The organism is Methyloprofundus sedimenti, from assembly GCF_002072955.1.
GTDB classification, from domain to species: domain Bacteria; phylum Pseudomonadota; class Gammaproteobacteria; order Methylococcales; family Methylomonadaceae; genus Methyloprofundus; species Methyloprofundus sedimenti.
Window position 1 is genome coordinate 1,256,474 of the sequence record NZ_LPUF01000001.1, and the last position, 26,955, is coordinate 1,283,428.

Below are 26,955 nucleotides of genomic sequence, written 5' to 3' on the forward strand. Positions count from 1 at the left end.
ATGTTTTCTAAGTTTTTTATAGAACGTCCCATTTTTGCCGCTGTTATTTCCATTGTCTTGTTAATCGCGGGGACAGTCTCTGTGTTAACTTTGCCCAGTGCGCAATACCCTGAAATCACCCCTCCTACAGTTGAAGTTAAAGCAAGCTATCCGGGAGCAAATGCTCAGGTTATTGCTGAAACAGTCGCCGCACCGATTGAACAGCAGGTTAACGGTGTAGAAAACATGCTGTATATGTCCTCCACTAGCGCAGGAGATGGTTCCTATACCTTAACCGTCACTTTTGACGTCGGTACGGATTTAGATATTGCTCAGGTCATGGTGCAAAACCGTGTTGCTTTAGCCGCACCCAACTTACCCGAAGAAGTTAACCGCCAGGGCGTTAGTACCAAAAAGAAATCAGCCAATATTATTTTATTTATTGCTCTGACATCGCCGGATAGTACTTTTGATGAACTCTATTTAAGTAATTACGCTACCTTAAATATACGCGACCAATTAGCCCGTATTAATGGGGTGGGTGATGTTGTGATTTTCCCCCCTAGTGATTACAGTATGCGGGTATGGCTCAACCCACACAAAATGAAATCACGCGGCATTACCACACAAGACATAGTGAACGCTATGCGTGAGCAAAACGTACAAGTTGCTGCCGGCCAAATTGGTCAACCGCCTGTGCCACCAGGTACTAATTTCCAGTACACCATTAATGTATTGGGGCGCTTAACGGATGTTGCCCAGTTTGAAGATATTATTATTAAAACAGGCGATGATGGCAGCATGACGCGTTTAGCAGATGTTGCTCGTATCGATTTAGGCGGCAAAACTTACAACATTAGCGCCAATGTAAATGGCGTACCAGCAGCGAGTATTAGTATTTATCAATTACCCGGTGCTAATGCCTTAGACGTTGCAGATCAAGTACGCAAGACCATGGATGAGCTGGCGCAAAACTTTCCCCAAGGGCTAGAATATAAAATTCCTTATGACACGACACTTTTTGTTAGTGCATCAATTCATGAAGTCTTTGTTACCTTGTTTCAAGCCGGTGCTTTAGTATTCATTGTTCTGTTTATTTTCTTACAGGATTGGCGCTCTACACTGATTCCAGCGATAACAATCCCGGTATCCTTGATTGCTACCTTTATCGTTATGTCCATGATGGGCTTTTCCTTGAATATGCTCACACTGTTCGGCCTGGTACTCGCCATCGGCATTGTAGTCGATGATTCGATTGTTGTGGTTGAGGCAACCACGGCTTATATTGAAAAAGGATTCTCATCAAGAGAGGCTGCAATTCAGGCGATGAGTGACGTATCAGGCCCGGTTATCGCAACTACGCTGGTATTATTAGCGGTCTTTATACCCACCGCTTTTTTACCAGGCATTACTGGGCAAATGTATAGTCAATTTTCTTTAACCATTGCTGTCTCTACAGTGTTTAGTTCTATCAATGCTTTAACGTTAAGTCCAGCCTTGGCGGGTTTATTATTACGCCCTGCGCCAAAAGATAAAAATGCTTTTTTTCGTAGTTTTGATAAATTTTTTGAAACCAGCTCTAATGGCTATGCAAATTTTTTGAAAGTCGTCGTCCGCCGTGGATTGTTAATGATGCTATTAGCCTTAGGTATTGCCGTTATCAGTGGCTGGCAGTTTGGTCAAATTCCTGCAGCTTTTTTACCGGTAGAAGATCAGGGTTATGTGATCACTGCGGTGCAATTACCGGACGCTGCCTCTAAGCAACGTACAGAGGAAGTGCTAAAGAAGATTAATATCATCTTAAAAGAAACCCCAGGAATCCAGGACTGGATATCGTTAGGTGGCTTTTCTGCTATCGACGGTACTAACGCCTCAAATGCCGCAACAATTTATGTAGTCATGAACCCGTGGGATGAGCGTACTGCTGAAAATGAAACGCAAGCCGCTATTCTACAGCACTTGAATTCAAAGTTTCGTCAGATTCAAGAAGCCATTGTTGTTACCTTTATTCCTCCGGCTATTCCTGGCTTAGGGGTTTCTGGCGGCTTTCAAATGCAGATTCAGGACAAAGCTAACGTCGGTTTAGATGAGCTGCAGCGCATAACCACTAAAATGATTTCGGATAGTCGCAGTCAATCAGGCTTAGCAGGAGTCAACTCAACTTTTAGAGCCAGTGTTCCGCAAATATTTGCTGAAGTGGATCGCACCAAAGCAAAAACCTTAAAAATTCCTTTAGATGATGTTTTTAACACCTTACAGGCGTATTTAGGCTCGGCTTATGTGAATGACTTTAATCGATTTGGTCGAACCTGGCAGGTCAAAGTCCAGGCGGATGCGGAATTTCGCTTAAAAGCTGAAGATATACGCCAATTAGAAGTCCGTAATATAAAAGGTGAAATGATTCCGCTAGGTACAATAATTAGAGTTGATGACACAGTAGGGCCGCAAACCATTTTACGCTATAACCTCTATCCAGCCGCATCTATTACTGGTAGTGCTGCCCCCGGCTTTAGTTCAGGCGAAGCTTTAAGTTTAATGGAACAAATGGCGCAGACAAATTTCCCTGATTCTATTGGCTTTGAGTGGACGGGTATGTCTTACCAGGAAAAGCGGGTAGGCAATGAAGCCGTTATTGTTTTTGCTTTGGCAATTGTTTTGGTATTTTTGGTTTTAGCAGCTCAATATGAAAGCTGGAGTTTACCTATGGCGGTGATACTGGTAGTTCCCTTAGCCTTATTAGGCACAGTTGCCGCCTTAATGATGCGCGAATTCGATAACAATGTTTACACTCAGATTGGTATCGTACTCATTATTGGTATGGCCAGTAAAAATGCTATTTTGATTGTTGAATTAGCCTCAGAACTACGCGCTAAAGGCACCAGTATTTTTGAATCCGCAGTTGAAGCCTCAAGACTGCGTTTCCGTGCCATTTTAATGACGGCTCTTTCCTCGGTCTTAGGTTTTATGCCATTAATGGTCGCTAGCGGTGCTGGAGCGGCAAGTCGTCAAGCGATTGGTACTGCCGTGGTCGGCGGCATGGTTGCCGCTATCTGTATGTCGTTAATTTTTACGCCGATGTTTTATGTTGTGATGCAAAGATTCACTGAATGGTTTAGTCAGCCAAAAGCCCGTTAATACGAGTTTAACTTTATTATTTGTGAAAAAACTATCCTGGTAGACTTGTAACTCAATTTAACAAAGCTGCAGGGCGGTACTTTAGCTCACTAATATTACCCAGGCAACGGAGATCATTTACAACTTAATGAATCACGATAATAGTGCCGAAGATTTTTCCTTAGCAAGTTTCTTGATAGTTGATTTCTATGCAAGCAAATAACTCCGCAGCATCTGAGCAGCCTTTACGGGATTGTCGTAAACGAAATCGGTGGCAATTGCGTCACCTGTTTCAGGTAGGTTCTATCTTTCAATGGACAATTATTATCTTTTTTGCGGTAACATTGCCTTTGATTTTAACGCTAGTTTACAGTGTCAAAAGTATTCAGAATTATACTGATCAAAGTCATACGACATTGTTTCAAACAGTGCGTGTCTCTGAGAACAGTGAGGCTCTGCTCAAACATTTATTAGATATGGATCGAGGTATCCGTCAATATCAAATCCTTGAAGACCTTGCAATATTTACTGCCTTTCAAAATAATCATCAGGAATTTGTTGAAATTGCAGCAAGGACAAATCACTTTCAGCTCCCTCCACAGATAAAGAAACTATTAGTTAAGCTTACTGAAGATGAACTTAAATTGTATGATCAACTCTTGCGTATAAAAGGTTCAGGTACAGGTCAGTTGTCGAAAGAAGATATTAAGGAATATGTACAATTGCGTGCGGATGTACGTGAATTAGTGGCCCAGGGTAATAGGCAAATTTATATAGAAACCGAGTCATTATCAGTCTTAGCAATATTAGTCAGAAATCAGGTAACCAATTCAGCATTGATTTCTGTCATACTCGCTCTTTTGCTGGGCTTGTTATTATTGTATCTAATTAATAAACCCATTAAGAGTATTGCGCAGGCTATACACAAACTGGGAAATGCGCACTTTAATCAGCGCATTTATATTGAAGGGCCACGTGACTTACGTGAAATAGGGCTGCACCTGGAGTGGCTTAGACAAAAACTTAATCAACTTGAAAACAGCAAGCAGTTCTTTATCAAAAGCATATCGCATGAACTAAAAACGCCATTAGCAACATTAATGGAAGGTGCAGATCTGCTTCAAGATGAAATTGTTGGCGAGTTAAATGCGGAACAGCACAAGATTATCCAATTGTTACAAATGGCTAATATTAGATTACACAGCTTGATTGAGAACTTAATTGAATATCAACAAACGACTTCTAAATTGGCCGCAATGAATTATTCGCAATTCAATTTTAACCAGTTAGTACAGTATGTTTGTGCGGAGCATCAGTTACTACTTGATATTAAAAAAGTTAGTGTTGAATATCAAGACAAATCCGTTAATATTGTGGCTGATCGTGATAAAATCAGAGTTGTGATGAGTAACCTGTTTTCTAATGCGCTTAGGTTTTCACCTCAAGGTGGTCAAATTCTGATTAAGCTTGATGTTATAAATGATAGGCTACAATTATTAATTGCAGACCAGGGACCAGGTATTGCAAAAAGCCTTCAAGCGCATATTTTTACTGAATTTTATAAACAACCTGTGCCGGAAAACTGGAAAATAAAAGGTTCAGGTATAGGGCTTAGTCTTGTTAGAGCTTATGTCGAGGCTCATCAAGGTCAGATCAAAATAATGGCATCTGATAAACACTATTGTGGTGCTCACTTTTTAGTTATATTACCTTTAGCGCCCTAAGAATCTACACCAAAAATATATCAATATGAAGTGCGCTATATTTATACTCGCTGCTTTGTCAGTCAGTTTGACCGCTTGTCAGCCCGTTTCACGAGTTTACTCAGTTGAAAAAGCACCAGAAACATCTTTTAATTTTAAACAACTTTCTGAATATGGCGTGAAATTTGATTCTGAATATAAGGCTGCAGCAACAGAAGCCTGTACAAATTATACAAAGCTATATCAACAGGGTGACTGGCGTGCAGGCTGGATTTTAGCATTACAGGTTACCGAGCCCATTAAGAAAAGCTGTGTGAATAGTGAAGAAGCAATACAAATTTTAACAACGCTAGAAAATCAAAATAATATCAATCCTGAATTATTATGGTTATTGCGTGTGCATTTGAGCTGGCTAGAAGAACTGAAACTGCAAAGTAAAAACGTCAATCAGCTAAAACGCGCTATTAGCCGAAAGCAGTCTCAAATGCATGAGTTGGAACAAGAAAACCAGGATTTAGTGGAAAAACTTGAAGCGCTGAAAGCAATTGAAACCAGTATAAATCTATGATTAAACAATGAGTAACAATTTCCCTGATCAATTTAATAAACAAAGCATACTCTTAGTAGATGATGATTCAAGTTTATTGGAACTACTCTCTTTACGTCTAAAGGCTGTCGGATTGAAAGTTAAAACAGCAGTCAGCGGTATTGAAGCCTTGAGTCTTATTCCGCAGTGTCATCCTGATCTTGTTATCACTGATTTACGTATGGATGATATGGATGGGATGCAACTTCGCAAGTTGATTCAACAAGACTATCCTACCTTGCCCATTATTATTATTACTGCGCATGGCACTATTAAAGAGGCAGTTGAGGCTACCAGTGAAGGGGTGTTTGGCTTTATTACCAAACCGATAGATAGCAGCGAACTTCTGGATAAAATTGCTAAAGCTTTAACGCTTGGTTCGGGTAACCCGCACAGTAAGAAAGTGGAAGACTGGCGCGCTAATATATTGACGCGCAGCCAATTAATGGAAAACCTGTTAAGTGAAGTTAAACGCCTTGCTCAAGGTGATGCCAGCTTGTTTATTCATGGAGAAAGTGGTACCGGTAAAGAGTTAATTGCCCAGGCTATTCATAAAGCAAGTCCACGTCATCATGCTCCCTTTATTGCTGTAAATTGTAGTGCCATTCCAGAAGACCTGCTTGAGTCTGAATTATTTGGCCATTGTAAAGGCGCTTTTTCAGGGGCTTTTGAGCATCGACAAGGTTTATTCCAGGCGGCAGATACAGGAACTTTATTTCTGGATGAAATAGGGGATATGTCCGCTGCTTTTCAGGTCAAGCTATTGCGGGCTCTACAGGAACGGCAAATTCGGCCTGTCGGTTCCAATATTAGTATAGCTGTTGATGTACGTATTGTTTCGGCTAGTCACCATGATCTGGAAAAAAAAGCGCATGATGGTGATTTTAGAATAGATTTGTATTATCGCTTGAATGTCGCGAAACTGACTTTACCTAAGTTATCTGATCGACGTGAAGATATTTCCCTGTTAGCTAATTATTTTATTACTCATTCTGAGAGTACTTACAGTTATGTTGCTAAAGGCTTTTCGAACCAGGCAATGGAGCTTTTACTTAGCTATGATTGGCCAGGTAATGTCCGGCAGTTACAAAATGTAGTTGAGCATGTGTCTGCTCTTGCAACTACCCCTATCGTTCCAGCTAATCTGGTTGAAAAGGTTTTGCAGGAAAAGAACACTACTTTACAAGGCTTGAAAGAGGCTAAAACTCAATTTGAAAAAGACTATCTTGTCAGGTTGCTAAGATCGGTTGATGGAAATGTCAGCCAGGCGGCGCGGCTAGCAAAGCGTAACCGTACTGAGTTTTATAAGTTACTGGATCGGCATCAATTAAAGCCAACGGCATTTAAACAAATAAATGTCGAGTAAGCTTTCTATGTTAGGTTATGACCTCATGTCGTAAAAAGGCGACGCTGTATACGCTAAATTAGTAATAGGCGATGTTCTCGTTTGAGGGATTTTAAGGTATTGTTGTTACTGTTCAGAGACCTTAAGAATGTGAGTTGAAAAGTAGTACGCTGATATTAATTATCTGCAGATTAGTAAAACAATGAAAACCTGGATTTTTAAATGAATCCAGGTTTTCATTTTAGAGGGCAAAATTAAAATTTATTTAATCCAGCTTTTGCTCCATCAATTGCACCATTAGTGCCTTCTTCAACGATAGAGTCAGTTGCAGCACCGCTTACTGCGCCATTAACGCCATCAGTGGCACTATCTGTTGCTACTTGTTTAGCCATATCTGTAACAGATTGCTCTTCTACAGCGCTTGTTTGCTCAGAAACTTGTTCTGCTGTATCAGTTAGTTCTTGAGCGGAATCAGATGCAGCATCAATACTACTAGAGGCGTTATTAGCATCCTCTAAGTCATATGCCATTGCATTTTGAAAGCTAAAAATGAATAAACTTGCGAAGATAATTTTTTTTAACATTGTCTTTCCTTTAAGTAATTAATTGTCACTCTTGACAGAGGGCTGTTAAGTATATTAATAAAAATCAATATCAGCTGCGCAACTTGTTTCAATTCCTGTATTTACGCTGCACCAGGAATCCACGACTGGGTATTAATTAATATTATTTCTAGTAAGGCAGTTTTGATGCCAATTTATTTTCTATAAAATTATAGGCCTTTAGTATTGCATCAGAGGGGAGTTTAAACACTATAAATAAAAAATAGTTGTACTATTGTGAAGCTTATTTTTTACAGAACTGATTTTTTATTGGGCTTATAGCGTCGTGATATAGCGACGACCAACTTAATTTTAAGAAATAGTTGTCAGTATATGGCGTAGTGAAATAGGTATTTCATTGCTGAGGCCTTTTTAATAGTCTCCCAAAAAAACTGGATAATGATGCAGGTGGTCGTATTTGAGAGACATACGCTATTTGGAGAATGTAAACCATAGAAGAATTTATTAGCTTGGCTTGTCATCTTTATTTAACATTAGCAACGCATAATGTTCTTTTTTATAAAAATGAGAATGTAGATGAAAGCAAACCATTATTTACAAAAACTGATTGTGGAAAGAATCTCAAATGATGATGAATATCTTGGTATAGGTGCCGATTTGGGTCCGGAGGTTATTGATTTAATGAGTTTAAAAAAACAAACTATCGGTGATCATAATGCTTGTTGTTCAGACAAACATGCGATAAAACTAGATGAGTATGAGTTGGCTATGGCCAGTTGAATTAGTGCTTAAATATTTCGCGGCGGCACTTGCTAAAAAGGGCGCGTAGTCAGGATGTGGAGTTGCGTTCTGTGCCCTGGGCTTAAGTATTGTTAATTAAGCCCAGGGCACATTTCTGATGATGTAAAAGCCTATCTTTTGAGAAAATAATAAAGATAGTTACAATGTAAGATCATTTCATTACCTTCCAACTTTACGGCTTTACAGCGTTCAGTTTTTGATCTTCCTGGCTGGATTTGTTTTATGATCGCTCCACCTTCGACAGAGTATGTAACATCTACAGCTTTTATTCCATCGAGTCTTGGGTCAAATGCTGTAGACGTCAAGATGCCGTTATCGCGAAAGTTCCACTTATTTTGCACCATTTTCTTTTCTTTGTGTAAAGCAGGGGTTTCAGCATAAAGCTTCCATTCGCCTAGTATGACCGAGTTATCTTCCAGTGGAATTGTTTTTTCTGCGTAGGCCGACGAAACAAATAACACGCTAGCCAGAGTTAAGAGTTTTATTGTTTTTTTCAATTTTTGTCTCCAGACTGAGTTGATAATATTAGGAATTTCTATAATAGCACGATAGAAATATCGGTCGAGTTTATTTTAAGTTCAGTAAACCTTATATTAGTTGTCTTGAATATTCCATTTTTACAACTAGGGTGGTAAAATAATAAGCTTAAAAATAATAATGAAAAGAGGTGGAAACTATGAAATTTAATGTATTTTTTTTATTTGCTTTGCTATTTGTTTTTTCTAATCAATTGCTTGCGGCAAGTGAGGGTTCATGGGTTACCGAAAATGTGACAGGCGACTTGAAGCCAACTGCTGGTTGTAAAGATATAGAACTGGCAAAAAAACAGACTGCCCCAGGTAGTTACCGCTTCAATAAATATACAACTGAACTTTGTAATGGTAAAGGCTATGGTTGGGGAAAAATGAAAGTTGAAGATAATGGTGAAATGGTTTGCGAAGCTTGTGAAGGTGAATATGAAGGCATGGAAAAATACCGTTGTTTTATGAAGGATGTTACTGTGCAATGCAAGATAGTTAAGCGCGGTTTCTAACTGTCCTGATGTTTATCACAGTTTATTGACTACCAGTTTTTAAACGAGTTGGTAGTCAATTTTCTTCTTCAGAAGAACTATTAAACCACTATTCTGAACAAAAAATTGATAGAAAACAGGCTTGTCATGTCAGAGAGCGTATAGATAAAAAGTGAGGTAAATGAGGACAGAGACAACTTACATGTTATCCACTTACATTTTGAAAAAACTGTTTTAAGACAATGATAATTTTGTCATGGACATCAAGTTAAAATCACTCAACTGACCAAGGACGTCGTGGCAATTTAGCGATAAAACAGGCTACCCCTTGGGTTTATTAATAATATATAGGGAAATGAGAATAGACTGCCCGGTCTTTTATAGGAGCTGGCAGTCTAATGAGCAATTATCAGTACATTAACCCTCAGACCCATCCGTAGGTGATGATTCTTTTTTATTAGCTCTGGACATGAAGGCCATGACCGAGAGAATCATGACTATGATAATAAAAGGAATCAGTATTTTATACGGGATGGCGCTTTCTTCTGATTCTAAACCTACAGAAAAAGGCAAGTGCGAATCGATAGTCTCTCCCTCGTTAAGTACGGTGACATGGAGTAGGTAATTGCCCACTCCATGTTGTCTAAAGTCAACTTTTGCATTAATTGTACCTTTTTTAATTTGCTCAGGGCTGTGGTAATACACCCGGGTTCCTTCCGGTTCTTTGGTAACCTCAAATTCAACTGTAGTTTGTCGCAGTTTCGACCCTTCATAATCAATTACCAAATCTGTTAATCCTGCTTCCGGGATGATATGACAAAAGCTTCTACCACCTGATAATGCAGGTGTGTAGGCTGAAAAATGGATGACTTCTTTACCTACAGATATTCGACAGGTATCTATTTCACCTTTTGCACCTCTATGCGCATTTGCAGTCAATGGTATTATCAGAATTAAACATAAAATAGATAATAATATGCGTGAGTTGTATCTAATTATGCCGGATATATCAGAAAAAAAACCAGAGCTATTTTTGTACCCTGTTGCATTATTGCATTGTACTCTTATTAAGTGAATAGCATTATTGCTATTATGATAAATCATTGAAGTTAAAGCTGATTTTTTCATGTCATATCCTCTTAAAATACAGGCATTCGTATTCTAAACAATAGAACACTGTCTGCGTTTAATGAAATTGAATTTCTATTCAATATTTATTTGGCCGGATGGTTATTTTACTGACAGGATTTAATGTCGGTGTTGTGCCCTCCAGCTCTTATTATGCCGAAGCTGTTGATTTATAAGCCTGAACTATTGTCAGGCTAGTGTGATCATAGGTTACAAAGCAATCACCAGTCAAATACTTAAGAAATTTTAGCGCTCTGAATTGTTTCTTATGCTAATATGCCGTAGGCTGAAATAAGGTGTCGAAGAGCACTGTTTGTAGGGCCTAACTATAGCGTATAGCTATTTCTAAGTTCATTAAAAGTATTTACGAGGATTAACATGACTGAACTAATTTATATACTGACTATTCTTTATGCTCTCTATGTTATTGATAATGTAGTTGGAGATAAGTTGGTTTTATTCTTTGCTCTTTCAGCATTAGTTATTGGTATAGTTCATTAATGCCCGTTACTTTTGTTTAAAATGACGAGTGTATTTTCTTTTGTATAATAATCTAGCTACCGCATCGTTGTCTTGCAAAAGCATAATTTACAATTTTTACTTAAGTAGATTTGACTATTCGTTCAATTTTTTTGCACAGGCGCATTTAATACTCGTTCATAATGAACTAGAACAAAAGCTTGAGCCAAGAGTTTCCATGGATATCGCTAATTTAGCAGGTATTTCATCTGCTTCCGAAATGCAGGTCAGATATGTTTACTTTAATCGGGGATTATCGGTTCAAAAAAAGGAGTTAATTTGAGTTTAGTAAGACATGGTGTATCAATTGGCATAGCAAGAATAGATAATGAGTTTTTTCTATCCATAAAAGCATTTGGTAAACTCAAGCATGAGGATTATTTGACAATTAATCCAATGATAGACTCAGCACTGGAAGGCGTTAAACATCCTTATATTAATGCATTAATTGACGGTTCTGAGTTTCAAGGCTGGGAATTAAGAGCTGCATGGGATGATTCAAAGCTAGACTTAAAGCATAGTCATAAATTTAGCAAGATTGCTATTTTTGGTAATAAGAAATGGCAAAAGTATGCAGCAAAAATTGGTATCTGGTTTGTTTCAGGTGAAATTAAATACTTCGAAGATTCTGAGCAGGCAATAGCTTGGTTGCAGGAGTAAATCTATGTGACTGTACTTATCTGTACTTATCCTTTGTTGTAATAGTCAACTATTCCGGCATATATCCTGCAGTGGTAATTTAGCAGGTTAGTTATTAGTCGCTAAATGATTTGCCTGGCGCATGGAGCATTACTATTAATGCACTCAAAAAAATTTAAGTCCTATTTTATCAATTAATTATTTATGTCTACAATTCAGGCTCCATCACGTACTACTCCCAGCACGCACCAGCGTAATGCCGAAAAATTATCTAGAATTCCAGTAAAAGTAGTGCCCAGCAATACAGTTTTACGTAAACCAGACTGGATTCGAATTAAATTAACGGGCAATGAAGATGTGGTACGTATCAAAAAAACTTTGCGTGAAAACAAATTGCACAGTGTTTGTGAAGAAGCGGCTTGCCCAAATTTAAATGAATGTTTTAGTTTAGGCACAGCAACTTTTATGATTATGGGTGATCTATGTACCAGGCGCTGTCCTTTTTGTGATGTAGCGCATGGAAAGCCCGAACCTTTAGATGTAAATGAACCTATAAATCTTGCTAAAACGGTCAAAGAATTAGCGCTTAATTATGTGGTGATCACTTCGGTTGATAGAGATGATTTAAGAGATGGTGGGGCAGGGCATTTTGTTGCATGTGTAAAAGCGATCCGAGAGCAATCACCCGAAACTAAAATAGAAGTTTTGGTGCCTGATTTCAGAGGACGTGTCGTTGTTGCGTTAGAGCTGTTGCAGACTAGTCCTGTAGATGTGTTTAATCATAATCTGGAAACTATTCCTCGTTTATATAAGCAGGCTCGGCCGGGTTCTAATTATCAACAATCTCTTGATTTGTTAAAAGCGCATCATGAAATATTGCCGGAAATACCCACAAAATCTGGACTGATGTTAGGTATAGGTGAAACTCAGGAAGAAGTGCTTGACGTAATGCGTGACTTGAGAGAGCATCATTGTTCAATTTTAACTTTGGGACAGTATCTGCAGCCGAGCACTGATCATTTAGCAGTTCAGCGCTATTTAACGCCGGAAGAATTTGATGAGTATGCCATGTTGGCTAAGCAAATGGGATTTAAGCAAGTTGCAAGCGGTCCGATGGTACGTTCGTCTTATCATGCCGATGAGCAGGCGCGTGCGTTGCTAGCTAAATAACTTCAATGGAGAGTCTGTGCTTCGTTATAGGGTTAACGAGATCCAAAGACAACGATAGTTTTACCGTGGGCTGAAATTAATTGTTTGTCTTCCATTTCTTTTAAAATGCGCCCGACCATTTCTCTTGAGCAACCTACGATCCGACTGATTTCCTGGCGTGTTGTATGTAACTGCATGCCGTCAGGGTGGGTGATAGCATCAGGTTCTTTAGTTAAGTCCAGTAATGCACGGGCTACTCGTCCTTCAACATCTATAAATGCCAGGTCACAATATTTTCTACTTGTTATCAGCAGTCTGCAGGCGAGTTGTTCACCAAATAAAGTGAGTAAGTAGACTGCATGTTTGGCAAGTTCATTATGCATGGCTTGGTGTAGGCGAACATAACTGATTTCAGCGAGTTTACATGCTACGCGTGTTTTAACAGTGACCTGTCGATCGCCAGGAGGTTTAAAGACTCCAATCTCACCAATAAAGTCATTTTTATTAAGATATGCCAGAATAAGCTCATGCCCCTCTTCATCTTCAGCACACACACTGGTAGAGCCTTCGACTATATAGTGTAAGATATCACCTTTATCACCCGGTCGAATGATAGTAGTCTTAGCAGGATAGCTATGTAAATGACACAGCGTAAGTAATTTGGAAATAGCGACAATTTCTTCAGGACTTCTTGAGGAGTTGCTTATCATAAATAAATAAATTTGTTTTCAAACTTTGAAAAAGTACTTCCTCTAAATTTTAGTGTAACTGCATCAAAACTCCCTCACCCAAAAAAAGGGGATAATAGAAATGTTAAAATTAACAAATACATTTGCATATGATTAATTTTATCCTGATGCTAGAAAGTTAGAGTTGGTCGATAAGCCGGGTTTTGTCTTGGACAGTCATTCATCTAGGCCATAAGTCACCTTATAACTCAAGCGATCTACCCAGGAGCCGCGCGGGCCGCGCGTCTGCCCCTCTATTTGATCTTGCTCCAGGTAGGGTTTACCATGCCGCTTCTGTTACCAGTCACGCGGTGCGCTCTTACCGCACCATTTCACCCTTACCCAGCCCATGAAACTTGGTTTCATGGGCTGGGCGGTTTATTTTCTGCTGCACTTTCCGTAGACTTGCGCCTCCCAGATGTTATCTGGTACCTTGCCCTGTGGAGCCCGGACTTTCCTCTGTATTACTAAAGTTCAAGTAATACAGCGACTGTCTGACCAACTCTGTAAAATATTATAGCTGAATTTGACAGATAAAAAAGTATTAGTAATATTTTATGGATTGATTTGCTTGGGGTTGGTATGGATGGCTCTCGAATTATCAAGCATCATAATAAGAGAGTTATTCTTGAATTTCTGCTAACTCTAAAGCCGTTTGATAGAGTAGTTTTTTACGTGCGCCTGTAATCTCTACGGCTAATCTCACGGCTGTTTTAATTGAGCATTCAGTTAATAGCACTTGCAGTGTTTTTAATTGCTGGTCGCTTAATGAATCAGGTTTTTTTTCTATTTTGGAGCCGGAAACCATGATCACTAATTCCCCACGCTGCATGTTACTGTCTTGTGCAAACAGTTTAAGCATCTCTTGTATGCTAGTTTTTATAATAGTTTCGTGTAATTTTGTTATTTCGCGGGCAATTGCTATGTCATGATCTGCTGGTAATACACTAGCAAGGTCCTTTAGGCAGGCATCTATGCGATGGCAAGACTCATAGAATACCCATGTTGCAGTATTATTTTTCTGTTCTTCAAATAGACTGATTCGTGCGCTAGAGGTGCGAGGTAAAAAGCCTAGAAATGAAAATTGGGTAACAGCGAGCCCTGATGCAGATAAAGCGGCTATTAAGGCGCATGCTCCAGGTATTGGAGATACTTGAATGCCAGCCGTTTGTGCCAGAGCAACAACAGGCATACCAGGATCACTGATTAAAGGCGTCCCCGCATCTGAAATAATGGCAATTGAGGTGCCTTGAAGAATTTGCTGAATTAAACTCTCTGCCTTTTGTTGTTCGTTGTGTTGATGAAGTGCGATGCAATGTGTTGTAATGCCATGGTGTTGTAGTAAGGTGCGTGCATGTCTGGTATCCTCGGCGCAGATAAGATCGACCTGCTGTAATATTTCGATTGCCCTGATGCTAAAGTCGGCTAAATTGCCGATAGGTGTTGCTACAACATATAATTTGCCATGCTGATTAGGCATACTAGAGTCCTGAAGTGAAAGTAATGGCTTAATAGTATACTTCGAGCAATTGAGACTGAGTAAAGAATTTTTCCAGGTTTAAGAAATGTAACTGATTGTGGTGTTTATGAAACGATTTGCAGAGCTAATATTGAAAAGCCTGGCTATTAAAAAATTTTCGTTGCTTAGTGTGTTACTGCTAATCTCAGGTTGTGCTTTGCACACTGGCGAACAAGATCCAATCGCTGTGATAGAGAGCGCTGAGGAACGCAAAGCTGGTCAGTTATTTGAGCAAGGTAATTATAGTGACGCAGCCTTGTTATATCAGCGTCTTGCACAAAAAACATCTGCGCGACAAAATATTTTACGGCTACAGGCTGCGCAGGCCTTTTTAAAAATACCGTTGAATAATAAGGCAAAAATAACTCTTGAGTTAATTGCACCAGAAAAATTAAATAGCGGGCAGCGTAATCAATTTTATTTGATGTATGCACAATTAAGCATAAATTCAGGCGATATTGAACGGGCTTTAGATTATTTAATGCGTATTTCTGTGCCTTCATTAAGTCGTACTCAAAAAACTGTTTATTTTAAAATGACCGCCTTTACATATGCATTAACCGGGCAGATTGTTAAGAGTGTGCATGAAAGGATTGCATTAGATCTATACTTGTACACGGAGCAGGAGAAAGAGAGTAATAACAGTGCTATTTTAGAACTATTAAGTTTAATGCCAGAACACGTGCTGCAGGAGCAGCGTCAACAACAGCAGAAATCCATTGTTTATTCTGGATGGTTAGGTTTAGAGCAGACTAGGCGGGAATTTCCGGGTGGTACGCAACGGAAGCAAGCATTTAATGATTGGGGAGTTCGATACCCTGGACATCCAGCGCAAGTATTAATTTCTTCTGGGTATTTTCTGGTTTCTGGTTTTCAATTGGCCAATGTGAGTGTTATAGCTGTATTATTACCAGAATCAGGTCCTTATAGTCCTTATGCAGCAGCCTTGAAAGCAGGTTTTATCGAGGCGTATAAACGGCAAGAAAATATAGGCATGAGGCCAGATGTGCGTTTTTATGATACCCTGCAAACTGATATTTCAGTAATATATAGAAAAGCAGTTGCAGACGGAGCGCAATTGGTTATAGGCCCGCTTAATAAAAAGTTTATTAAGGAACTGGCGGAGCGCAATGACTTTAGTGTGCCTGTAATGGCGCTCAATTATGTAGAAGGGCTGGTAAAATCTAATTTGTATCAATTTGCATTAAGTCCTATTGATGAAGTTCAGCAGGCGGTGAAGCAGGCAAGCAAAGCTGGGCATCGTAACGCAATAATTCTTGCCCCCAAAAATACTGAAGGCAAGCGCATGGAGCAGTATTTTCAGAATGCATGGGAAGTCTCGAGTGGGCATGTATTACAAATACAGCGGTTTAACCCGGGGGTGAAAGACTTTAGCTTTCCAGTGAGGGAAATGTTAGGTATTAATGAAAGTCAATATAGATTTCAACGATTACAAAAAGTAATTGGCAATATTGAATATGAACCTAGACGAAGGCAGGATGTTGATGTGATATTTCTAGCCGCTAGTGAAAAAAATGCGCGATTAATTAATCCGCAGTTTTATCATAATCGTGCTGGCTCTGTTGCTGTCTACGGCTTATCAAAGGTGTATCAAGGTCGTATGGATAAGAATAAGGACATAGATCTTGAAGGTGTTACTTTCTGTACTATTCCCTGGTTATTTGATGAAACTTATCAGGGGAATTTAAGTATGTCATCTCTACAAGATATCTGGGCAAAGTTTCCAGAAAAGTATTTGAGCCTTTTTGCTTTTGGTATAGATGCATATGCAGTGGTTGCACACCTTAATGATTTGGCAACAATGCCATATTATGGTGCAACAGGTGGTTTGTTATTGAATGATCATAATCGTATTGAACGCCATTTGGCATGCGCCAAATTTAAAGGCGGGGAAGCCCTGGTAGTTGAATCAGCTGAAAAATATGATACAGAACTTCCTGCAGAAGCTATTTCGACGGTTAACTGATTATAGGATGCAAACTAAATTTACGAATAGTATTCAGCAGGGTCGGTACTATGAAGACCAAGCTTTAAGCTATCTTCTCGACCAAGGCCTGGAATTGGTAGCTCGAAATTACAGATGCAAATGGGGTGAGCTGGATTTGTTGATGCTAGAGCGGGGCGCGTTAATTATTGTAGAAGTGCGCTATAGAAAAAACAATCATTATGGCAGTGCTGTTGAAAGTGTGACAGCAAATAAGCAGGAGCGTATTGTCGCGGCGGCTAAACACTATATAATGACCTATAAAATAAATCAGCCGATTCGTTTTGATGTTCTAGCGATAACAGGAGATACTCAGACTGATTGGATTAAAAACGCATTTTAAGCTATGAGTTTGAAGAATAATATCAAGCAGCAAATCACTGAGAGTATACAGACGCAACAATTGGTTCTGGATGAGGTAAGTGAATATATCGAGTGCGCTGCACAACAAATTGTGAATGCGCTATTGGCGGATAAAAAGATTTTAAGTTGTGGCAACGCTGCTTCAGTATCCAATGTGCAGTATTTTACTTCCATTATGATTAATCGATATGAACGTGTGCGTCCATCTTTGCCAGCAATATCATTGGTAAATGATGTGCAAATGATCACCTCAATAGCGAATACACAGCACTATGATGATGTTTTTTCTAAACAATTGCGTGCATTAGGTCAGGCGGAGGATGTGTTATTAATCTATAGTGTGGAAGGTAGCGCTCTAAATCTAGTAAGGCTAATAAATGCTGCACATGAAAAACAAATAGCAGTGATTTTATTGGTAGGCGAAAATGAAACGACACTGCCCGCATTGCTTCATGAGGAAGACGTTTGTGTTAGTGTTCCTAGCCAGTCTGCGCAAAGAATTCATGAAGTGCACCTTTTGATTACCCATTGTTTGTGTGATTTAGTAGATAGTCAACTATTTGGTAATACTTTTTAATATGAAACAAGGCTTGATATTTATTTTGATTTTTATGCTTACAGCATGTAGTAGTTTTGGGCATGGGTTGGCTGAGTTAACCGGACTTTCTTTTTTGCATGATAGGCGAGATAGTAAAGCTATAATGCTTGATGAACAAATTGAAGATAGTGCTGTTATGAATTTGCACGGACTGGATGAGATAAAAGATAAATCACACTTTAATATTACTTCTTATAATGGTAAAGTACTCGTCACAGGTGAGGCAGAAACAGAAGATGTGCGTGAAATAATCATTGCTAATGTCAGGATTGTTTCGGGTGTAAAATTAGTTCATAACGAAATGATTGTCGGTCCGATTTCTAGTATGCAATCGCGTGGTGAAGATTCATTACTGACCATTAAGGTCAAAGATGCTTTAGCTGAAATACAAGATAAACCAGGCTTTGACGCAACTCGGGTAAAAGTCATAACCGAAAATAAGGTAGTCTATCTGATGGGACTCGTTCATGAAGGAGAGGGGGTGACTGCAGCAGAAAAGGTACAAAATGTTGCAGGGGTGAAGAAAATTGTAACCGTTTTTGAATATATAGACTACCCCAGTAAAAAATAAACAAAGAAATTTGGAATGTTTCTTTACAGGCTAATTTTTTAATAGAGATTTCAATATTTATCATTAGGTAAATAGTGTGACTTACTGTTTATAAAGAAGAAGAATAAAATTATACAGTGAGAAAAAGGCTTAAGCTAAGCTTAAAAGGTGTGTGAATAGAGCGATTGGAGGTTAGTTAAAACTTTAATGCAGGCATTAGAGTTTGACATTAGACTGCTTTCTGTTTTAAAGTTCTGTCCGCATAAAAATAAAAGTATGTAACAAAATTATAACTAAATCGGAGTACATAACATGGCAACACCATTAATTCAAATGGCATTAGATTCACTAGATTTCGACGCAACTGTTGCACTTGCTGAGCAAGTAGCTGATTCTGTTGATATCTTCGAGATCGGTACACCATGTATCAAACACAATGGTGTTAACTTAGTAAAAGAATTAAGAGCTAGATTTCCAAATCATTTACTTTTAGTTGACCTTAAAACAATGGATGCCGGAGAGTATGAGGCAACTCCTTTCTATGCGGCAGGTGCTGATATCTGTACGGTATTAGGTGTTTCAGGTTTAGCGACATGCACGGGTGTTATTAAAGCTGCAAACGCACATGGCGCAGAGGCACAAATTGATTTAATTAATGTTGACGATAAAGCCGCTTGTGCAAGAGCATGTGCAGAAGCTGGCGCACAAATCGTTGGTGTGCATACTGGTCTTGATGCACAAGCTGCTGGTCATACACCTTTCAATGACTTGGCATTAATTGCGGACCTAGGCTTAAGTGTTCGTGTTTCAGTTGCAGGTGGTATTAACCAGTCTACAGTTCAAGACGTAGTACGTGCAGGCGCAGACATTATTGTTGTTGGTGCAGCTATCTACGGTGCAGCATCTCCAGCAGAAGCGGCTCGCGAAATTCGTGAATTAGTTGACGCTGCATAAGGGTTAATATTATGCATCAACAACTTGTCGTAGATAAACTAACAAGCATTCTTTCAGCAACTGATGATTCTTATGATGAAAAGTTGACGACAATGCTTGATAAAGCAAATCGTATTTTTCTTGCGGGAGCTGGTCGTTCTAAACTTGTGGGTAACTTTTTCGCCATGAGATTGGTGCACAGCGGTTACGACGTTAGTGTTGTAGGTGAAATTGTCACGCCAAGCATTAAACAAGGTGATTTATTAATCATTATTTCGGGCTCAGGTGAAACTGAACAATTGATTGCCTTTACAAAGAAAGCGAAAGGTGTTGGCGCTGATATTATGTTGATCTCAGCAAAAGGCGATTCGACTATCGGTGATTTAGCTGATGGCGTGTTCCAGATTGGTACTCCGGAGATGTATTCCAAAGTTAAGGGTATGCCAATGGGAACTGTATTTGAATTGTCAACATTATTATTTTTGGAAGCGACTATTTCCCATATCATTCATGATAAGGGTATTCCTGAAGAAATAATGAGAGAAAGACACGCTAACATGGAATAACAAAAAAACGAGTGGCAAAGCCACTCGTTTTTTTATTGCTAGACAAAATCACACAAATAGACATGAAGAAATCTCATGTCTATTTTTCGTTTAATAATTAAAAAAAACTCTGGAGAACAATATGTCTTCGCGTAGAGAACTTGCGAACGCCATACGCGCTTTAAGCATGGATGCTGTTCAAAAAGCAAAATCAGGTCATCCTGGTGCACCTATGGGTATGGCGGATATCGCCGAAGTATTGTGGAATGATCATTTAAAACATAACCCGACGAATCCTGAATGGGCTGATCGCGACCGTTTTGTTTTATCAAATGGTCATGGTTCAATGTTAATTTATTCGTTACTACATTTGACAGGCTATGACCTGCCTATGGATGAATTGAAAACATTCCGTCAATTACACTCAAAATGTGCGGGTCACCCTGAGTATGGATATGCACCTGGTATTGAAACAACAACAGGTCCTCTAGGCCAAGGCGTCACAAACGGAGTTGGTTTCGCAATGGCTGAGAAGCTCATGGCGAATCAATTCAATAAACCGGGTCATGACATTGTTGATCATAATACCTATGTTTTTTTGGGTGATGGATGTTTAATGGAAGGTGTTTCGCATGAGGCATGTTCATTAGCCGGTACCTGGGGCTTAGGTAAATTAATTGCTTTTTGGGATGATAACAACATCTCAATCGATGGTCATATTGATGCCTGGTATACTGATGACACGGTTAAACGTTTTGAAGCGTATCAATGGCATGTACAATCGATAGATGGGCATGACTCAGATGCAATCAATGCGGCTATTGAAGCCGCTAAAAAAGTAACTGATAAGCCTTCTCTAATTTGTTGTAAAACAATTATTGGTTTCGGTTCACCTAATAAGAGCGGTAGCCATGATTGTCATGGTGCGGCTTTGGGTGATGAAGAGGTTGCACTTACTCGTAAAGAGTTAGGCTGGGAGTCAGCTCCGTTTGAAATTCCTGCGGATATTTATGCAGGTTGGGATGGCAAAGAAAAAGGTAAGGCGGCTGAAAAAAGCTGGGATGCTAAATTTGCAGCCTATGCAAAAGAATTTCCAGAGTTAGCGGCAGAATTCAAACGTCGTATGGAGAAACAATTACCTGCAAACTGGAAAGCAGCAACTGATGCAATGATTGCTGATACTAACGAAAAAGCAGAATCATTAGCTTCTCGTCAAGCATCGCAAAAAATTATCGCTGCATTAGCACCTGTATTACCAGAATTCTTGGGTGGTTCTGCAGATTTAACAGGTTCAAATCTAACCAGTTGTGCAAGTTTTACGCATGTCGATGGTAAGAAACCAGGTAACTACATCTCTTATGGTGTACGTGAATTTGGTATGTACGGGATCATGAACGGTATGGCACTGCACGGTGGTTTAATGCCATTCGGTGGTACTTTTCATATGTTCTCTGACTATGCAAAAAGCGCGTTCCGCATGGCTGCATTGATGAAAATCCGTACGGTTGCTGTTTTAACTCATGACTCTATCGGTCAAGGTGAAGACGGTCCTACTCATCAACCTATTGAAAATACATCTGCAATGCGTTACATTCCTAATATGGATGTATGGCGCCCTGCAGATTCTGTTGAAGTTGCTGTTGCCTGGACTGCGGCTGTTGAGCGTTTAGATGGCCCATCTAGCTTAGTATTAAGTCGTCAAGGTATTCCTGGTCGTAAACATGATGTTGCTGATTTTGCAGCTATGCGCAAAGGTGCATATGTGTTATCAGAAGCTAAAGGTAATGCACAGGTTATCTTAATTGCAACAGGTTCTGAAGTTGATTTGGCCGCTAAGGCTCAAGAAGCTTTGGCAGCTGAGGGAATCCATGCACGTGTTGTTTCTATGCCATCCACTAACGTGTTTGATCGTCAAGATCAAGCGTACAAAGATAGCGTCTTAACTCCAGGCGTTAAACGTGTTGCAATTGAAGCGGGTGTAACTGACTTCTGGCGTAAATATGTTGGCCTGGAAGGTGGTGTTGTTGGTATCGATACATTTGGTGAATCTGCACCAGGTGGGGTATTGATGGAATACTTCGGCTTTACAGTTGAAAACGTTGTTAAGACTGTAAAAGAAGTTTTATAATCTAAATACGTATTGAAGTAGTTTTACCTCATTTACGAATAGCCACTGATTAGTTATACTTGATCAGTGGCTTGATTCGTTTCTTACTACCTATAGGTGAATTGCGTGAAAAAAAATAATATAAAGAAAGGCATATTTACTGCCTTGTTACTTGCCAGTCCTTTCGTGACGGCAGGTACTCAATATCCGGCAGCTGATTTTCAACCCAAGGTTGTCTATCAAGATGAAAGTTATCAACATCAAAGTTCTGAATCATCTAACGCTACCAGTAATTCTTCAAGTAGTGAAAAATCAAAAGCAGATGCAAATTATCCTGCAGCGACTTTTCAACCTGAAGTGTTATATATCGATAAAGATTACAAGCATAATGCTGGATCAATACCAAGTAAATCGGTTCCACTAAAAAAGTCTACCGAAAAAGTGGCTTATGCTGCAGAAGAAAATAAGGCGGTAGCAGAGGAATCATCAATGAATCCATTGTTTGCTATTGTTGTCTTGGGCGTTGCTTTTTTCCTTTATAGTAAACAATCCAAAGGGACTGCTAAACCTAAAAAAACTGTTGTATCAAGAAGACAGACTCATTCAGGAAATTTTCGTAATGCTAATGGTGACAGTGGCGTAGCTAAATACTTGCAGAATAAGGTACCCAAACTTTCTAGTGTTGATAAATATTTACAAGCAAACCAGTCTGCACCTAAATCAGGCGTTGCAAAATACGTTGCAAGAAGAGTTGTAGCCGCAAAACAAGCAGCTTCTGAAAAAGTAACTGGTGTAGAAAAATACATGCGCAACCAAAATCGGGGATAATTAATATGGGATTTTTATCAGGTATTTTTTCCAGCAAACAAACTAGACAAGATATCTATCGTGATGATTTAGAAGAATCATCAAATGAAGGATTAACTAGTGTAGCTAAATATATACAAACTCAAACCAGTAAACCTGTTGAGCATGGTAGCTATTCGAAAAAGTTAAGTGGCGTTGGTGAGTATATAAATACTCATAATGCTAGATCGGTAGAACTTACTAGAGCTGAAAAGGACGTGATAAATGCCCGCATTAATGAGACGATAGAACTAAGAAAAATAGAGGAGAGCTTGATGAGTGCAGAAAATGAAAAATTAAGTGGTGTGGCTAGGTATGTTGAGAGTCAGGCACAAGCCATAAGAGAGGCTCAAGAAGCAGCTGGAACTGTAACCGGTGTTGCAAAATATGTATCAAATTTAATTGAAAATAAACCTGTTATTACTGGTGTTTCAAGATATTTGTTTAATCGTGTTGATGCGCAGGTAAGTAGTGTTGATAGATATGTGATTAATAAGTCTCTAGCGGATAAAAATAAGCCAGTGAAGGTCATTATTCCACCGTCAAGTGTGACGAGATATTTAGAAAGCAGACCTACAATGTTGACTAGCAGTGTTGCAAAGTATATTGCAAAACAAATAGTTGCAGGAAAACAGGCAGTTGCCTAATTAGTTTATCCTGTAAGTTCCTTACAGGATAAATTGCTTTGTATAAATTACTTTCGGCTACCAGGCCGAAAGTAACAAATACAATGTATAGCTTTATCTCATGCCATATTAAAATCTGTTTTCCTTAATTTCGTCGTATATTAAGGAAAACAGATTTAACCTCTGCGACAGCTTTTTTATTGCTTGTATGTCTCTAAGATACAATTTCATTATGAATAGTACAATTTTTGTGAAGAGGCAGCCGTCCCGGGTGGAATTTTTACAAATTTGGTAAATAGCAAAGATTTCAAAGCTAATCAGTATCCGTTAACGCAGTTTTAAAATGTGTTGACTTATTTTAACTATAATTACAATATTTAAAGGTATCTAACAATGGCTAATTACTTAGACCAACTTAAAGCAGTAACTGTTGCTGTCGCTGACACAGGCGATATCGGTGCAATTGAAAAATTTACACCACGTGATGCTACGACGAATCCTTCATTGATTACTGCTGCTGCACAAATGCCACAATATCAAGGTATTGTTGATGATACTTTGAAAGCAGCTCGTACGACGCTTGGTGCCTCCGCTTCTGCATCTGAAGTTGTAGGATTGGCATTTGACCGTTTAGCAGTATCTTTCGGTTTAAAAATTCTTGAAATCGTTCCGGGTCGAGTTTCTACAGAAGTTGACGCTCGTTTATCTTATGACACAGATGCTACGATTGCTAAAGGTCGTGATTTAATTGCGCAATACGAAGCTGCTGGTATAGATCGTAAGCGTATCCTGATTAAAGTTGCAGCTACATGGGAAGGGATTCAGGCAGCTAAAGTGCTGGAAAAAGAAGGAATCCATACTAATTTAACATTGGTATTCGGCTTACATCAGGCAATCGCATGTGCTGAAAATGGCATTACTTTGATTTCTCCTTTTGTTGGACGTATTCTAGACTGGTATAAAAAAGATACTGGTCGTGATTCATACGAGCCAGCTGAAGATCCTGGTGTGGTTTCAGTAACTGAAATTTTCAACTATTACAAAAAATTCGGTTTTAAAACTGAAGTTATGGGTGCAAGCTTCCGTAATATTGGTGAAATTACTGAATTAGCTGGATGTGATTTATTAACGATTTCTCCAGGATTACTGGATGAATTGCAATCAACTGAAGGTGTATTGCCTATCAAGCTAGATGCTGTTAAAGCACAAGCTATGAATATTGCAGAAATCAATGTTGATAAAGCGACATTTGATAAAATGCATGCTGAAAACCGTATGGCAACAGAAAAACTTAAAGAAGGTATTACAGGCTTTGAAAAAGCACTTATACTTTTAGAAGAGGTATTGGCAGCTCGTCTTGCTGAATTAGAAGCTTAATAGTTTAATTAAGTCATCTAGGAAAAGGCCTACAACGTAGGCCTTTTTTATGTCTGAAAGAAAAGTGTAGATTTCCAGTAGATGGCTAACAGTAGTGCAGATAGAGATTTATTGGTTTACATTTTTATTGCTGCATAGCAAAATTTAACTCAAGCTTTACTATATGCTTACTTAACTCTCATTCCGGCAATGGCTCCATCATCCGGGTGGAGCACCCATAATTCTTCGCCACCTGGTCCTGCAGCAAGAACCATACCTTCAGACAGACCAAACTTCATTTTACGTGGCTTTAAATTGGCGACGACTACCGTTAATTTGCCTTCTAGATCTTCGGGTTGATAGGCCGATTTAATGCCCGCAAAAACATTTCTGGTTTCATCGCCAATATCAACAGTTAATTGTAATAACTTGTTGGCACCTTTTACGTGTTCAGCTTTAATGATTTTAGCGATGCGCAAATCAATTTTTGCAAAATCATCAAATTCGATTTCATCCGCAATCGGATCAAACTTGTTTGCTACTGGTTCAGCTATTTTTTGCAGGTTTTCTTTGGAGTCTTCTACTATGGCAGCAATTTTTGTTTCGTCTACCCTTGTCATTAAAGCTTTAAAAGTCTTTATTTTATGGTCTAGTAAAGGCTCAGCTGCACTGGGCCAGGACTGTTCAGGGATATTTAAAAAATCTTCACTTTCAATTGCTAATACTGGAAGTACTGGTTTTAAATAAGCGACTAATAAGCGGAACAGGTTAATACCCATAGAGCAAATATCGTGTAATTCCCGATCTTTTCCATCCTCTTTGGCAACTAGCCAAGGTTTTTTCTCATCTATGTATTGATTAGCTTTATCGGCGAGAGCCATAATTTCACGCATCGCTTTTCCGTATTCGCGTGATTCATATAAAGCAGCGATTTCTTCACTTGCAAGAGTGAATTGTTGGAATAATTCAGGTTCTGAACAATGAGCAGATAATTGATCATCAAAACGTTTTTTGATAAATCCACTACAGCGGCTAGCTATGTTAACGACTTTGCCCACTAGGTCGGAATTTACTCGCTGAGTAAAGTCTTCAAAACTCAAATCAATATCATCAACACCTGAACTGAGTTTAGCTGCAAAATAATAACGTAAATATTCAGGATTCAAGTGGTCTAAATAAGTACGAGCTTTGATAAAAGTACCGCGCGATTTAGACATTTTTTCACCGTTAACGGTTAGAAATCCATGTGCAAAGACTGCGCTAGGGGTTCTAAAATTTGCCCCTGCTAGCATTGCCGGCCAAAATAAGGCATGGAAGTAGATAATATCTTTACCAATAAAATGATATAACTCTGCTTTGCTATCCTTTCCCCAAAACTCATCAAAATCGAGATTTTGTTTAGAGCAGAAGTTTTTAAAACTAGCCATATACCCGATTGGAGCATCTAGCCAGACATAAAAATATTTGCCTGGAGCATCAGGGATTTCAAAGCCAAAATAAGGAGCATCGCGCGATATGTCCCATTCCTGTAGACCACTTTCTAGCCATTCAGCTAGTTTATTACTGACTTCTGCCTGTAAATGGCCCTCAGTAGTCGTCCATGTTTTGAGCATTTCATTAAAATCAGCGAGTTTGAAAAAATAATGTATTGAGTCTTTTTCTATAGGTTTTTCACCTGAGACTGCAGAAATCGCGTTTTTTAGTTCGTTAGGTGAGTATGTGGCTCCACAAGACTCGCAATTATCACCGTATTGATCTTTAGCATTACATTTTGGACAATCGCCTTTAATAAAACGATCAGGTAAAAACATTTTTTTAACTGGATCGTAAGCCTGGGTAATATTCCGTGAAGTAATATGACCATCATCGCGAAGGCGTTCATAAATTAAACTGGAAAAATACTTGTTTTCTTCTGAATGAGTGCTGTGATAGTTATCAAACTGAATGCCAAATTCTATAAAGTCACTTAAATGTTCTATACCAACTTGGGCAATTAATTCTTCAGGTTTAATGCCTTCACGGTCAGCTTTTAGCATAATAGGCGTGCCATGGGCATCATCAGCACACACGTAGTAGCATTGATTGCCACGTTGTTTTTGAAAACGAGACCAGATGTCAGTCTGTATATATTCGACTAAATGGCCTAAGTGGATAGGTCCATTGGCATAGGGCAGTGCACTGGTGATAAGAATTTTTCGATGTGGCATAACGAATTAAGTCTGTTTAGGATTTGTGGCAAAA

At 39.0% G+C, this 26,955-nt stretch carries 25 protein-coding genes and 1 other RNA gene; 19 read left to right on the forward strand and 7 right to left on the reverse strand.

Annotation, left to right across the window (positions count from 1 at the left end; translation table 11 throughout):
- The 4 genes from AU255_RS05560 to AU255_RS05575 all read left to right on the forward strand — a co-directional run bounded on the left by AU255_RS05560 (position 1) and on the right by AU255_RS05575 (position 6,748).
- Positions 1–3,114 (forward strand): efflux RND transporter permease subunit, encoded by a 3,114-nt coding sequence (locus AU255_RS05560; protein WP_080521950.1) that lies wholly within the window; start codon positions 1–3, stop codon positions 3,112–3,114.
- A gap of 188 nt (positions 3,115–3,302) precedes the next feature.
- The gene (locus tag AU255_RS05565; protein ID WP_080521951.1) at positions 3,303–4,817 is read left to right on the forward strand and encodes a sensor histidine kinase; all 1,515 of its coding nucleotides are present in this window, start codon (positions 3,303–3,305) and stop codon (positions 4,815–4,817) included.
- A gap of 25 nt (positions 4,818–4,842) precedes the next feature.
- The gene (locus AU255_RS05570; RefSeq protein WP_080521952.1) at positions 4,843–5,364 is read left to right on the forward strand and encodes a hypothetical protein; all 522 of its coding nucleotides are present in this window, start codon (positions 4,843–4,845) and stop codon (positions 5,362–5,364) included.
- A gap of 7 nt (positions 5,365–5,371) precedes the next feature.
- A complete protein-coding gene (locus tag AU255_RS05575; protein WP_080521953.1) occupies positions 5,372–6,748 on the forward strand; it encodes a sigma 54-interacting transcriptional regulator in 1,377 nt (458 codons plus the stop codon).
- Between the two features lie 233 nt (positions 6,749–6,981).
- Here AU255_RS05575 and AU255_RS05580 read toward each other — a convergent pair whose 3' ends face one another.
- Positions 6,982–7,311 (reverse strand): hypothetical protein, encoded by a 330-nt coding sequence (locus AU255_RS05580; protein ID WP_080521954.1) that lies wholly within the window; start codon positions 7,309–7,311, stop codon positions 6,982–6,984.
- Between the two features lie 555 nt (positions 7,312–7,866).
- Between AU255_RS05580 and AU255_RS05585 the strand changes: the two genes are divergently transcribed.
- On the forward strand, positions 7,867–8,070 hold the full coding sequence (locus AU255_RS05585) for a hypothetical protein (RefSeq protein WP_080521955.1): 204 nt from the start codon (positions 7,867–7,869) through the stop codon (positions 8,068–8,070).
- 131 nt (positions 8,071–8,201) lie between these two features.
- Here the strand turns inward: AU255_RS05585 and AU255_RS05590 are convergent, their stop codons facing one another.
- On the reverse strand, positions 8,202–8,588 hold the full coding sequence (locus AU255_RS05590) for a hypothetical protein (RefSeq protein ID WP_080521956.1): 387 nt from the start codon (positions 8,586–8,588) through the stop codon (positions 8,202–8,204).
- 179 nt (positions 8,589–8,767) lie between these two features.
- Between AU255_RS05590 and AU255_RS05595 the strand changes: the two genes are divergently transcribed.
- Complete coding sequence (locus AU255_RS05595) at positions 8,768–9,124, forward strand: hypothetical protein (protein ID WP_080521957.1); 357 nt, start codon at positions 8,768–8,770, stop codon at positions 9,122–9,124.
- A gap of 396 nt (positions 9,125–9,520) precedes the next feature.
- On the opposite strand, the gene AU255_RS05600 is transcribed toward AU255_RS05595, so the two are convergent.
- The gene (locus AU255_RS05600) at positions 9,521–10,231 is read right to left on the reverse strand and encodes a hypothetical protein (RefSeq protein WP_080521958.1); all 711 of its coding nucleotides are present in this window, start codon (positions 10,229–10,231) and stop codon (positions 9,521–9,523) included.
- A gap of 378 nt (positions 10,232–10,609) precedes the next feature.
- Between AU255_RS05600 and AU255_RS21055 the strand changes: the two genes are divergently transcribed.
- The 3 genes from AU255_RS21055 (at position 10,610) to lipA (ending at position 12,559) form a co-directional block, all read left to right on the forward strand.
- Positions 10,610–10,732, forward strand: coding sequence for a hypothetical protein (locus tag AU255_RS21055; protein WP_269844770.1), 123 nt, complete (start codon positions 10,610–10,612; stop codon positions 10,730–10,732).
- Between the two features lie 297 nt (positions 10,733–11,029).
- Complete coding sequence (locus tag AU255_RS05605; RefSeq protein ID WP_080521959.1) at positions 11,030–11,410, forward strand: SpoIIAA family protein; 381 nt, start codon at positions 11,030–11,032, stop codon at positions 11,408–11,410.
- A gap of 183 nt (positions 11,411–11,593) precedes the next feature.
- Positions 11,594–12,559, forward strand: coding sequence for a lipoyl synthase (gene lipA, locus AU255_RS05610; protein ID WP_080521960.1), 966 nt, complete (start codon positions 11,594–11,596; stop codon positions 12,557–12,559).
- A 32-nt stretch (positions 12,560–12,591) separates the two neighbouring features.
- Here lipA and crp read toward each other — a convergent pair whose 3' ends face one another.
- The 3 genes from crp to rsmI form a co-directional block, all read right to left on the reverse strand.
- On the reverse strand, positions 12,592–13,248 hold the full coding sequence (gene crp, locus AU255_RS05615) for a cAMP-activated global transcriptional regulator CRP (protein ID WP_080521961.1): 657 nt from the start codon (positions 13,246–13,248) through the stop codon (positions 12,592–12,594).
- 155 nt (positions 13,249–13,403) lie between these two features.
- An RNA gene (gene rnpB, locus AU255_RS05620) (RNase P RNA component class A) lies at positions 13,404–13,772 on the reverse strand.
- A 116-nt stretch (positions 13,773–13,888) separates the two neighbouring features.
- On the reverse strand, positions 13,889–14,746 hold the full coding sequence (rsmI, locus tag AU255_RS05625; RefSeq protein ID WP_080521962.1) for a 16S rRNA (cytidine(1402)-2'-O)-methyltransferase: 858 nt from the start codon (positions 14,744–14,746) through the stop codon (positions 13,889–13,891).
- A gap of 106 nt (positions 14,747–14,852) precedes the next feature.
- Between rsmI and AU255_RS05630 the strand changes: the two genes are divergently transcribed.
- From AU255_RS05630 to AU255_RS05675, 10 genes are all read left to right on the forward strand, one after another.
- Positions 14,853–16,772: a penicillin-binding protein activator gene (locus tag AU255_RS05630; protein ID WP_080521963.1), complete on the forward strand. Its 1,920-nt coding sequence runs from the start codon at positions 14,853–14,855 to the stop codon at positions 16,770–16,772.
- Between the two features lie 7 nt (positions 16,773–16,779).
- Positions 16,780–17,133, forward strand: coding sequence for a YraN family protein (locus AU255_RS05635; RefSeq protein WP_080521964.1), 354 nt, complete (start codon positions 16,780–16,782; stop codon positions 17,131–17,133).
- Between the two features lie 3 nt (positions 17,134–17,136).
- Entirely contained in the window at positions 17,137–17,730 is a 594-nt protein-coding gene (locus AU255_RS05640) for an SIS domain-containing protein (RefSeq protein WP_080521965.1), read from the forward strand.
- A gap of 1 nt (position 17,731) precedes the next feature.
- Complete coding sequence (locus AU255_RS05645) at positions 17,732–18,322, forward strand: BON domain-containing protein (protein WP_080521966.1); 591 nt, start codon at positions 17,732–17,734, stop codon at positions 18,320–18,322.
- A gap of 291 nt (positions 18,323–18,613) precedes the next feature.
- A complete protein-coding gene (hxlA, locus tag AU255_RS05650; protein ID WP_080521967.1) occupies positions 18,614–19,255 on the forward strand; it encodes a 3-hexulose-6-phosphate synthase in 642 nt (213 codons plus the stop codon).
- 11 nt (positions 19,256–19,266) lie between these two features.
- Entirely contained in the window at positions 19,267–19,800 is a 534-nt protein-coding gene (gene hxlB, locus AU255_RS05655; protein WP_080521968.1) for a 6-phospho-3-hexuloisomerase, read from the forward strand.
- Between the two features lie 121 nt (positions 19,801–19,921).
- On the forward strand, positions 19,922–21,907 hold the full coding sequence (tkt, locus tag AU255_RS05660; protein WP_080521969.1) for a transketolase: 1,986 nt from the start codon (positions 19,922–19,924) through the stop codon (positions 21,905–21,907).
- 105 nt (positions 21,908–22,012) lie between these two features.
- Positions 22,013–22,714, forward strand: a complete 702-nt coding sequence (locus AU255_RS20270) for a hypothetical protein (RefSeq protein WP_198942539.1) — start codon at positions 22,013–22,015, stop codon at positions 22,712–22,714.
- 5 nt (positions 22,715–22,719) lie between these two features.
- The gene (locus AU255_RS05670) at positions 22,720–23,379 is read left to right on the forward strand and encodes a hypothetical protein (protein ID WP_080521970.1); all 660 of its coding nucleotides are present in this window, start codon (positions 22,720–22,722) and stop codon (positions 23,377–23,379) included.
- Positions 23,380–23,751: 372 nt separating this feature from the next.
- Positions 23,752–24,735: a transaldolase gene (locus AU255_RS05675; RefSeq protein ID WP_080521971.1), complete on the forward strand. Its 984-nt coding sequence runs from the start codon at positions 23,752–23,754 to the stop codon at positions 24,733–24,735.
- Between the two features lie 167 nt (positions 24,736–24,902).
- Here AU255_RS05675 and metG read toward each other — a convergent pair whose 3' ends face one another.
- A complete protein-coding gene (gene metG, locus AU255_RS05680; protein WP_080521972.1) occupies positions 24,903–26,921 on the reverse strand; it encodes a methionine--tRNA ligase in 2,019 nt (672 codons plus the stop codon).
- Between the last annotated feature and the right edge of the window lie 34 nt (positions 26,922–26,955).

What these genes read in the sequence shown, in the direction of transcription:
- tkt (WP_080521969.1), top strand. Translation starts at nt 19,922, where the DNA reads ATGTCTTCGCGTAGAGAACTTGCGAACGCCATACGCGCTTTAAGCATG.
- AU255_RS05645 (WP_080521966.1), top strand. Translation starts at nt 17,732, where the DNA reads ATGAAACAAGGCTTGATATTTATTTTGATTTTTATGCTTACAGCATGT.
- AU255_RS05570 (WP_080521952.1), top strand. Translation starts at nt 4,843, where the DNA reads ATGAAGTGCGCTATATTTATACTCGCTGCTTTGTCAGTCAGTTTGACC.
- AU255_RS05595 (WP_080521957.1), top strand. Translation starts at nt 8,768, where the DNA reads ATGAAATTTAATGTATTTTTTTTATTTGCTTTGCTATTTGTTTTTTCT.
- hxlA (WP_080521967.1), top strand. Translation starts at nt 18,614, where the DNA reads ATGGCAACACCATTAATTCAAATGGCATTAGATTCACTAGATTTCGAC.
- AU255_RS05635 (WP_080521964.1), top strand. Translation starts at nt 16,780, where the DNA reads ATGCAAACTAAATTTACGAATAGTATTCAGCAGGGTCGGTACTATGAA.
- AU255_RS21055 (WP_269844770.1), top strand. Translation starts at nt 10,610, where the DNA reads ATGACTGAACTAATTTATATACTGACTATTCTTTATGCTCTCTATGTT.
- hxlB (WP_080521968.1), top strand. Translation starts at nt 19,267, where the DNA reads ATGCATCAACAACTTGTCGTAGATAAACTAACAAGCATTCTTTCAGCA.
- AU255_RS05565 (WP_080521951.1), top strand. Translation starts at nt 3,303, where the DNA reads ATGCAAGCAAATAACTCCGCAGCATCTGAGCAGCCTTTACGGGATTGT.
- AU255_RS05675 (WP_080521971.1), top strand. Translation starts at nt 23,752, where the DNA reads ATGGCTAATTACTTAGACCAACTTAAAGCAGTAACTGTTGCTGTCGCT.
- AU255_RS05560 (WP_080521950.1), top strand. Translation starts at nt 1, where the DNA reads ATGTTTTCTAAGTTTTTTATAGAACGTCCCATTTTTGCCGCTGTTATT.
- AU255_RS05630 (WP_080521963.1), top strand. Translation starts at nt 14,853, where the DNA reads ATGAAACGATTTGCAGAGCTAATATTGAAAAGCCTGGCTATTAAAAAA.
- AU255_RS05600 (WP_080521958.1), bottom strand. Translation starts at nt 10,231, where the DNA reads ATGAAAAAATCAGCTTTAACTTCAATGATTTATCATAATAGCAATAAT.
- metG (WP_080521972.1), bottom strand. Translation starts at nt 26,921, where the DNA reads ATGCCACATCGAAAAATTCTTATCACCAGTGCACTGCCCTATGCCAAT.
- crp (WP_080521961.1), bottom strand. Translation starts at nt 13,248, where the DNA reads ATGATAAGCAACTCCTCAAGAAGTCCTGAAGAAATTGTCGCTATTTCC.
- AU255_RS05670 (WP_080521970.1), top strand. Translation starts at nt 22,720, where the DNA reads ATGGGATTTTTATCAGGTATTTTTTCCAGCAAACAAACTAGACAAGAT.
- AU255_RS05640 (WP_080521965.1), top strand. Translation starts at nt 17,137, where the DNA reads ATGAGTTTGAAGAATAATATCAAGCAGCAAATCACTGAGAGTATACAG.
- rsmI (WP_080521962.1), bottom strand. Translation starts at nt 14,746, where the DNA reads ATGCCTAATCAGCATGGCAAATTATATGTTGTAGCAACACCTATCGGC.
- lipA (WP_080521960.1), top strand. Translation starts at nt 11,594, where the DNA reads ATGTCTACAATTCAGGCTCCATCACGTACTACTCCCAGCACGCACCAG.
- AU255_RS05580 (WP_080521954.1), bottom strand. Translation starts at nt 7,311, where the DNA reads ATGTTAAAAAAAATTATCTTCGCAAGTTTATTCATTTTTAGCTTTCAA.
- AU255_RS05575 (WP_080521953.1), top strand. Translation starts at nt 5,372, where the DNA reads ATGAGTAACAATTTCCCTGATCAATTTAATAAACAAAGCATACTCTTA.
- AU255_RS05585 (WP_080521955.1), top strand. Translation starts at nt 7,867, where the DNA reads ATGAAAGCAAACCATTATTTACAAAAACTGATTGTGGAAAGAATCTCA.